The following is a 684-nucleotide window of genomic DNA, read 5'->3' as shown; positions in this document are numbered from 1 at the left end:
GCCTGACGGTGCCGCGGCTGGGTTGCATGACGCCCGCGAGATGACGCGCCAGCGTCGACTTGCCGGCGCCGGAAGGGCCGACGATTCCCAGTGTCTCGCCTGCTTCCAGCCGGAACGATACGTCCCGGAGAAGCACTTTCTGCTGGCTGGCAATCGCAAAGCTGACCTGCTCGACCGAAATCTTGCCGGTGGGCTTGGGCAGGTTGAACGATCTTTCGTTCTGCGCGCCCCCGTCCAGCAGCTTCTCGACCCTTGCCAATGCCGCCCGCCCCAGGATCAGGCTGCGCCAAAGGCCGACGATCTGCTCGACCGGCTGCAGCCCACGCCCCAGCAAGAGGCTGGCCGCGAACATGGTGCCGCCGGTGATCTGCCGCTCGATCACCAGATAGGCGCCGAGGCCGAGGATTAGCGACTGCATGGTGAGCCGCAGGAAACGGATCAGGCCGGACATCAAGGCGGCGCGATCGCTTGCCTCCGCCTGGCGCCGCAGCGCCAAGTTGCGGTCGCGTCCCCAGCGGCGGATGAGACCGTCGATCATCCCCATGGCGCGAACGACTTCCGCGTTTCTGAGGCTCATCTCGGTAAAGTTATAGTTGGTCGTCGCCAGGTCGTTGGCCTGCTTCAGCGGCGAACGCACGATATACTCGTTGAGCACCGCCATGGCGATCAGGAGCAGCGAGCAGC

The 684-nt window shown here is 65.2% G+C and carries 1 protein-coding gene; it reads right to left on the bottom strand.

Annotation, left to right across the window (positions count from 1 at the left end; all coding sequences use genetic code 11):
- Positions 1 to 684: ATP-binding cassette domain-containing protein (locus EN935_RS42545; protein ID WP_245489154.1), on the bottom strand; the 684-nt coding region annotated here is incomplete at both ends.

Source organism: Mesorhizobium sp. M7D.F.Ca.US.004.03.1.1 (genome assembly GCF_003998635.1).
In the GTDB taxonomy this organism is placed as follows: Bacteria; Pseudomonadota; Alphaproteobacteria; order Rhizobiales; family Rhizobiaceae; genus Mesorhizobium; species Mesorhizobium loti.
This window is presented reverse-complemented; position numbering and strand designations above follow the sequence as displayed.